Origin of the sequence: Mesonia ostreae (genome assembly GCF_031845265.1) — a bacterium.
GTDB lineage: Bacteria > Bacteroidota > Bacteroidia > Flavobacteriales > Flavobacteriaceae > Mesonia > Mesonia ostreae.
This window is the reverse complement of record NZ_JAVRBG010000007.1, coordinates 193,908-202,428: the sequence shown is the minus strand read 5'-3', so window position 1 is coordinate 202,428 and position 8,521 is coordinate 193,908. Positions and strand designations below refer to the sequence as shown.

General features: G+C 34.4%; 7 protein-coding genes. All 7 read left to right on the top strand.

Translation table 11 applies throughout. From position 1 onward, the window contains the following. Window positions 1–163 precede the first annotated feature (163 nt). On the top strand, window positions 164–1,270 hold the full coding sequence (locus tag RLT85_RS09075) for a CNNM domain-containing protein (RefSeq protein ID WP_311401712.1): 1,107 nt from the start codon (window positions 164–166) through the stop codon (window positions 1,268–1,270). After that, window positions 1,251–1,733: a methylated-DNA--[protein]-cysteine S-methyltransferase gene (locus RLT85_RS09070; protein ID WP_311401711.1), complete on the top strand. Its 483-nt coding sequence runs from the start codon at window positions 1,251–1,253 to the stop codon at window positions 1,731–1,733. The genes RLT85_RS09075 and RLT85_RS09070 overlap by 20 nt, the downstream gene beginning before the upstream one ends. A gap of 154 nt (window positions 1,734–1,887) precedes the next feature. Continuing rightward, complete coding sequence (gene rlmF, locus RLT85_RS09065) at window positions 1,888–2,847, top strand: 23S rRNA (adenine(1618)-N(6))-methyltransferase RlmF (RefSeq protein ID WP_311401710.1); 960 nt, start codon at window positions 1,888–1,890, stop codon at window positions 2,845–2,847. 132 nt (window positions 2,848–2,979) lie between these two features. After that, the gene (locus RLT85_RS09060) at window positions 2,980–4,122 is read left to right on the top strand and encodes a serine hydrolase domain-containing protein (RefSeq protein ID WP_311401709.1); all 1,143 of its coding nucleotides are present in this window, start codon (window positions 2,980–2,982) and stop codon (window positions 4,120–4,122) included. A 9-nt stretch (window positions 4,123–4,131) separates the two neighbouring features. After that, window positions 4,132–5,880, top strand: a complete 1,749-nt coding sequence (locus RLT85_RS09055; protein ID WP_311401708.1) for a DUF4153 domain-containing protein — start codon at window positions 4,132–4,134, stop codon at window positions 5,878–5,880. 201 nt (window positions 5,881–6,081) lie between these two features. Further along, complete coding sequence (locus tag RLT85_RS09050) at window positions 6,082–7,371, top strand: alginate export family protein (RefSeq protein ID WP_311401707.1); 1,290 nt, start codon at window positions 6,082–6,084, stop codon at window positions 7,369–7,371. A gap of 78 nt (window positions 7,372–7,449) precedes the next feature. Beyond that, window positions 7,450–8,163 (top strand): 3'-5' exonuclease, encoded by a 714-nt coding sequence (locus RLT85_RS09045; protein WP_311401706.1) that lies wholly within the window; start codon window positions 7,450–7,452, stop codon window positions 8,161–8,163. Window positions 8,164–8,521: the final 358 nt, after the last annotated feature.

The following is an 8,521-nucleotide window of genomic DNA, read 5'->3' as shown; positions in this document are numbered from 1 at the left end:
TTGATACACCATTAGAAATGATGGAAAAACTTTTGTTTAACTCAAAAGTTGCGTTTATTACTTGAATCTAGCATATAATTGTAAACAGCCTATTTAAATTTTAGAAATAAATTAAGACTTGCAGTCATAAAAATTTTTATCTTGTTGCAAATAATTAAGCTTCATGACTTTACTCATACTCTTTGCATTTATTTCTATTTTTATTTCTTTTTTATGCTCAATTTTAGAAGCAGCACTACTCAGCTTTACTCCTACTTTTATTCGTATAAAAACCAAAGAGGGCAAAAGCTATGCAAAAACTTTAGCTGAATATAAAAAAGATGTAGACGTCCCGCTTACCGCAATTTTAACACTTAACACCATTGCACATACCGTAGGAGCTATTTTAGTAGGAAACCAAGCAGGACAAATGGCCATTGAAGGAGGCTATGATTATTCGCTTTTAGGAATCAATTTTGTAGGATTGGTTTCGGCTATAATGACGATTCTCATCTTGATTTTATCAGAAATTATTCCTAAAACCATTGGCGCTAGTTACTGGAAATCTTTAGGTAATTTCACTGCAAAAACACTACGCATCATTATTTTTCCGCTTAAATATACTGGTATTTTGTGGTTGTTATTGCTTACCACCAAACTTATTGGTAAATCGGCTCACGCCAACACCATGAGCAGAGAAGAGTTTATGGCAATTACAGAATCTGCCGAAAAAGAAGGCGTTTTTCAAGAAAACGAATCTACGTACATTAAAAATATGCTCGTTTTTAAATCGGTTTTGGCAAAAGATGTAATGACTCCGTTTTCTGTAGCTTTAACTGTTGAAGAAGATACCAGCATTAAAGACTTTATTGCGACGCATAAAAATTTAAAATTCTCTAGGATTCCCATTTATAAAACCACGCCCAATAATATTACAGGCTTTGTTTTAAAAGATGAAATTTTAGAACATATGATTGAAGAAAAAGGAGAAGATACCTTGGTTGAACTAAAAAAAGAAGTTCTAATTGCACATTACCAAACACCTATTCCTAAGTTGTTTGAATTGTTTATTGACAAAAAATCTCACCTTGCCATGGTGACCGATGAATTTGGAAATACAGTAGGCCTTATTACTATGGAAGATATTATTGAAACACTTCTAGGATTAGAGATTATGGACGAGAGCGATAATATTGAAGATATGCAACTTTTAGCCCGTAAGAACTGGGAGAAACGCGCCAAACACATGGGATTATTTACAGGCGAAAAAGATGACAAGAAAGAACAGTAATTATCATCTTAAAACCCCTATTGGAACTGCTCTTATAGAAGGAAATAAAAATGGCGTAGAGAAGATTAATATCTTATCTGAAGCTCCGAAAGCGTTGATTCAAGATGCTGAGTTATTAGAAGTTGCCCAGCAATTAGAAAGCTATTTTAAGGGAGAGCTAAAAGAATTTAATTTTCCTATTCAGCTTGAAGGCACTCCATTTCAGCAGCGTGTTTGGAAAGTTTTGCTTAACATTCCCTACGGAAAAACCATGTCTTATTTAGAACTTTCTAAACAACTAGGCGACCCTAAAGCGATTAGAGCAGTAGCTTCGGCTAACGGAAAAAATCCCGTATGGATTGTAGTTCCGTGTCATCGCGTTATTGGCAGCGATGGTTCTCTCACGGGTTATGTTGGCGGACTTTGGCGAAAAAAGTGGCTCTTAGAACACGAAAGTCCTGCAAAGCAACAGTCTTTGTTTTAGGATTTTTAAATAGATACTCGAGTTCATATTACTCGTTGCGTATATTTACCGAGTAAGCTTATAAATAGAAAAACTACTTTTCTTGACGGAATTATTTCCGTACCTATTCAACATTTCATATTCATAAGTATCAATACTTCATTAAAAATAACTCATGCCTTCAGAAAAACAAAAACAGGAAAAAACAAGATTACACGCCAGAAATAAAAACCGAGAGCGGTATGATCTTGAAGCATTAATTAAGGTAAAACCTGAATTAAAAGCGCATATAAAACTCAATAAATTTGGCGTAGAATCTATCGATTTTTCCAATCCCTTAGCGGTGAAGCTTCTCAACCAAGCCTTACTTCAGCATTATTACGGTATAAAAAACTGGAATTTCCCCGATGAGAATTTATGTCCGCCTATTCCTGGAAGAGCAGATTACATTCATCATATCGCAGATTTACTGGCCGAAAACAATAAGGATAAGATTCCCACAGGCAATAAAATCACATCTTTTGATCTTGGCGTAGGTTCAAGTTGCATCTACCCTATTATTGGAGTAGTAGAGTATGGATGGAAATTTATAGCATCAGATGTTGATTCAACCTCTATTGCATCAGCAAAAAACATTGTCAACTCTAATCCTTCCCTTAAAAAAAATATTGATTGTAGGCTGCAAAAAGATCCGCGTAATCTTTTTAAAGGTATTCTCAATGAAGAAGATAAAATTGACGTGGTAGTTTGTAATCCTCCATTTCACGCGTCGTTAGAAGAAGCACAAAAGGGAACTCGAAGAAAGGTAAAAAATCTATCGGGTAAAAAAATAAAAACACCTCAACTCAATTTTTCGGGGATGACTAATGAGCTCATCTATGAAGGCGGAGAAGTTAAGTTTATTCAGAATATGATTTGGGAAAGTAGAAATTTTGCTAAAAACATCTATTGGTTTTCGACTTTAGTATCTAAAAAAGCTCATCTTAAAGGAATTCATACTTTATTAAAAAAGGTGGAAGCCAAAGAAATCAAAGAGATTCCCATGGGAACTGGAAATAAAAGTAGCCGAATAGTTGCTTGGACGTTTCTTACAGCAGCAGAACAAAAAAAATGGGTGGAAATGAGATGGTCGTAACAGTTGGGAAATGATTGAGGATCATCCACGATAAAAAATAGACAAAGCAAACACAAAACCACCGCAAACCAGCATCCTTTAATTTAGATTTTTAATATCTTTAAACGTTAACGCTAATTCTTGTACGTTTTTATGAAAATCCTTAAAAAACTTTTGCTTGGCTTCCTTTTTATTTTGGGTCTGGCAGTGATCTTTCTTTATATTTTTGATGCCGAATATATTTTACGAGGGGTAAGAATTACTTACTTAAATGGATATAAAACCGCATACATTGACGATTATACCGAGTTTGATAATCGTACGATTAAAACTTCAGGAAAAACTCAGACCTGGCCTTTACATGCTGAGTATAATTCCGCGGAAGCGACACAAAAATTAAAATCTACCAACAAAGAACTAGAAAGCGTCGCATTCTTAATCATTAAAAACGATAGCATTTGGTACGAAGACTACGCAGAAGATTACAACAAAACTGCCCATACCAACTCGTTTTCTATGGCGAAAAGCATTACCTCTGCACTTTTAGGAAAAGCCATTCAAGACGGTTTTATAAAAGGTTTGGATCAACCCGTGGCAGATTTCTATCCGCAATTTGATAAACGCCTTAGCGTGGGCGACTTATCCTCCATGTCTTCTGGACTCAATTGGGAAGAAAATTATTACAGTCCGTTTTCAATGACTGCGCGCGCTTATTTAGATGACGATATTAAAGACCTCATTTTATCTTTAAAAGTAGAGGAAGAACCGGGTAAAGCGTATAAATACCTTAGCGGAAACACGCAGCTTTTAGCTATGATCATAGCCAAAGCGAGTCAGAAAACCTTGTCTGATTATTTAAGCGAAAGTTTCTGGAAACCTATGGGAATGCAAACCGATGCGTTTTGGCAGTTGGATGATGATCAAGACGGAGAAGAAAAAGCCTACTGTTGCATTGCCAGCAATGCAAGAGATTTTGCCAAATTTGGAAAGCTCTATATGCAGGATGGAAAATGGAATGGAGAAACTTTATTAGACTCTAGTTTTGTAGCGACTTCCATCCAACCGCGGTTTAAAGAAAGTCCGGAATATGGTTATGGTTTTTGGTTGAGCAATTACCTCAACAAAAAAATGTTTGTGATGCGTGGTATTTTAGGACAATATGTGATTAGCATTCCTGAAGATGATGTAATTGTGGTACGTTTAGGTCACCAACGTGCAGGTTATTCAAACGACCGAGCTTTTACAGATGACTTTTATACTTACGTGGAAGGAGCGTATCATATGCTACAACTTTAACCTGAAGTCATGAAATATTTTAACGAACTACCTTCTAAAGCCATTAGCGCTTTTAAACGGTTTCCTATTACTATCGCTTGGTCTGCATTGGGAAGTATTTTTGTTATTATTTTAATTGAACTTGAAGCTCAAGTTTTTGACGAATTTACCTCAGAAATATTTACGCTAATCTTGGGCGTAAGCTGGTTGATTGGAGCCCAATTTGCTTCAGAGAGCTTATCGAATAAGAAAATGGGCTGGCTCTTAAAGATAAGTGTACTTGGCTTATTGGTAATTTATTATTTTTTATTTCCAGAAGATGAAATTGATTTAAACCCCATAGTTTATATGCGTTGGTTTTTACTCTTTTTTGCAGGACATATTTTTATCTTTTTTGCACCCTTTATAAAGCAATGGGATAAAATAGATTATTGGAATTACTTACAAAATATCATAACGGCAATTGCGCGAAGTGCGTTGTTTTCTATAGTGATTTATGCTGGGATTGCACTTGCAATTTTGGCGATAGACAACCTATTTTCAGTACATATTGATGGTGATATTTATGCGGAATTGTATGTGTTTTGCCTGGGCGTAATCAACACATTTATCTACTTGTCAGATTTTCCGAAGAAAATTCACGAGACTCAAGAGCTGCATTATAGCAAGGCCCTAGATGTATTCTTAAAGTATATTCTCATTCCCATTTTGGCGCTGTATCTTATTATTGTTTATGCGTATACCATCAAAATTGTTTTGGCTTGGGAGCTTCCTCAAGGTTGGGTTTCTTACCTAATTAGCATTTTGGCGATTATAGGATTTATTATTCAGATTATTATTGAACCCATTAGGAAAACACATTCCAGTTTCCTCGTTAAAAAGTTTTATCCTACATTTTATCTGTTATTATTGCCATTATTGGTTTTGCTTTCCGTAGCTATTTATACACGAATAAGTGATTATAACTTTACGGAAAACAGGTATTTCTTAGTGCTTTTGGCAGGTTGGATTTTAGGTATGAGTATCTATATGCTTTTCAGTAAAAAGAAAAGATTGGTTGTTTTTCCTATTTCACTTTTTGTGTTATGTCTCCTGTCTTCATACGGACCTTGGAGTGCTTTTAACGTTGCTATACAAGCGCAAGTATCTGAATTTAAACAACTGGTTTTGAAAATCAAAACGCAAGGCGATGAGCTTATTTCTCACGAAGAAGCAACCCAATTTAAAAGCATTGCAGGTTATTTAAAGGAAAGGGACAAGCTTTATTTGATAGATAAATCTATAGGTTTTAAAACCGATTATGTCACGAGCAATTACAACGCAGGAAAATTTTTATTAGATTCTCTTTACGGAAAAGAGACTACTCCGCTTTTTCCCAGCGTCAATACTTATCAAAATGATCGCTTTTATTACAATCAATACAATTACAATAAACCGCTCCAGCTAGATATTAAAGGTTACGAAGACTTATTAGAGTTAAATCTAGGAGCTAATGGATCTTCCAACTACACCTTAACCCATACTGCAAATCAATTGATTTTAAAGGAAGAAGAAATTGTTTTATTTCAGTTTGATGTAGACGAAGAACTTTTAGACACGCTTTCTAAATACCAAGACTTTTCCAATGCGCCAGAAGAAGCTTTCACCTATGCTTTTTCTAATGATGTAGGGAATTATAAATTAATCCTCAAGAGTTTTGATTTTGAAAAAAAAGGGAAGACAAGCCTTATTTTGAACCATCTAAATGCTTATGTACTTATACAGTATAAAGAGCCTTAAATCGATATAAGCATTTTCTGTTTATCATTTTACCATTAAATTGTTCTATAAACAGAACATTAACTTACTAAACAGATGAATTTATAAAGCATACTATTCCAAAATAAAATTTAAAATACTCGTTTATAGAAATGATGAAAGTCACCTTTATTAAAAATTATATAGGCAATCTTTGTGTTATAATCATTAAAAATATCTCTAATGGCGACTCAAAAAACGATAAGATTACTTTTTTTAATACTGCTAACTTCATTTAGTATAAGCGCGCAAACATTAGAAGTAGATGCTGATGTAAGAGCTCGTTTTGAATACAGACACGGCTACAATAATTTATTTCCTGAGGATGCAAATCCCGCCGCTTTTGTAAATCAACGCACACGTCTCAATATTGGGTATAAAGCAGAAAAACTAACGTTATTTATAGCCGTTCAAGATGTAAGTATTTGGGGAGATACACGCCAAATATTACCAATAGATGGTAATGATTCGTTCTCTTTATTTCAAGCTTGGGCGGAATTACAACTACATGAAAATTGGTCTACAAAATTAGGAAGACAGGTAATTTCTTATGACGACCAGCGCATTTTTGGTGGCTTAGATTGGGCGATGCAAGGTCGTTTTCACGATGCTGTAATCGTAAAATATAAAAAAGAAGACTTTATGTTGGATATTGGTGGTGCTTTTAGTCAGGAAAACGCAAAAAATGAAGGTAATGCTTATGCTATAAAAGGATTTTTTACCTACAAATCAATGCAGTATGCATATCTTAAAAAGTCTTGGGAAAGAAGTTCTGCAAGTTTTTTATTTTTGAATACAGGCTTCCAAAATTTTAAAGGCGAGACCAATGATATTGCAGATGGTGTTGCTTATAGACAAACCACTGGTTCCTACTTTACATTTCCTATTCAAAATATAAATTTTTCTGGTAGCGCTTACTATCAGTTTGGCGAAATAAATCCGTCTACTGACCTATCTGCCTACCAACTGTCATTGGAAGGAATCTATAAAACAGAGAAAATATCTTATGGTTTAGGTGTTGAAATTCTTAGTGGAACAAATCAAGAGGGAGATTCTAAAAACAAATCGTTTTTTCCTTTGTATGGCACCAATCACAAGTTTAATGGTTTTATGGATTATTTTTATGTGGGCAATCACGCAAATAGTGTAGGTCTTCATGATCTCCACGCAAAAGCTGTTTTTACAACTGGTGAGAAATCAAATTTACTTGTTAAAGCACATTATTTTACTTCTAACGCCGACTTAATAGATGATGCTGATACATATTTGGGTACAGAATTAGATGTAGTTTACACCCAAAACCTGATGAAAAGCGTACAACTAAATGTAGGTTATTCGCATATGTTTGCTTCAGAAAGTATGAGTCTTATCAAAACAAATAGACCTAATGATTCTACCAATAACTGGGCATGGGTACAAATTATCATTGCTCCCACTTTGTTTAAGACAAGTTTGAGCCAAACATCAAACTAATTTTAAAAACTATCTTGCCTAAAGGATAAAAATATATACATAGAATTTTTGTATCTTGATAAGATAAATTTATCTCGCATGCTCAAAAAATTACAACTCGAACATATCTTATTTTTAGATATTGAAACCGTACCCGAATTTTCATCTTATAATGAGTTAAGCGAAGTTAAAAAGCAGCTCTGGGAACATAAATCCCAATACCAACGTAAAGAAGAATTTACTGCGGAAGATTTTTATGACCGTGCCGGAATTTGGGCCGAATTCGGGAAGATTGTTTGTATTTCCGTAGGTTACTTTGCTTCAAAAACAGACCAGCGAAGTTTTAGAATCACCACTTTTTATGGGGAAGAGAAACAACTACTTCAGGATTTTAAAGACCTATTGAATACCTATTTTAATAAGGCTCAGCATTTGCTTTGTGCGCATAATGGGAAAGAGTTTGATTTTCCTTTTATCGCACGCAGAATGATTATTCACGAGATAGAATTACCTTCAAAATTAGATTTATTCGGAAAAAAACCTTGGGAAGTTCCTCATCTAGATACGCTAGAATTATGGAAGTTTGGTGATTATAAACATTACACTTCCCTTAAGTTACTCACCAACATATTGGGAATTCCTTCTCCCAAAGATGATATTGACGGCTCCCAAGTACGAGATGTTTTTTACAAAGAAAAGGATGTGGAACGCATTGTGAGCTATTGCGAAAAAGATGTCATCGCCATCGCGCAAGTGTTTTTAAAATTCCGTCAAGAAAAACTCTTAAACGAATCTGAAATTACTTCGGTTTAAATGAGAAGATACCTCTATAAAATAAAAAGCTCGGGAACCACGCCGAGCTTTACCCATATGAAAAATTGATGTTTTATGTTTTATCCTAAACGGGAATAGAACTTAGTCCATTTCCTAGATATAGCATATAAACACCGCCCGAAAGCCAATTTATTGGGTCTTAAATCAACCCACGAGCCAAATTAACAATTAAATTTAGAAAACCCATACTCAGAGACTTATTTCTCTTCATTTTCTTTAAAAAATTTGGTCTTTAATTCTATAAAAAGTTTTTTTCATCTAAAGATTCTTCTGAAAAGAGTCTACAAAGTTTCTTTTTAAAAATAGAAATCAGTAGCGTGTGAGTTCTCCATCTACT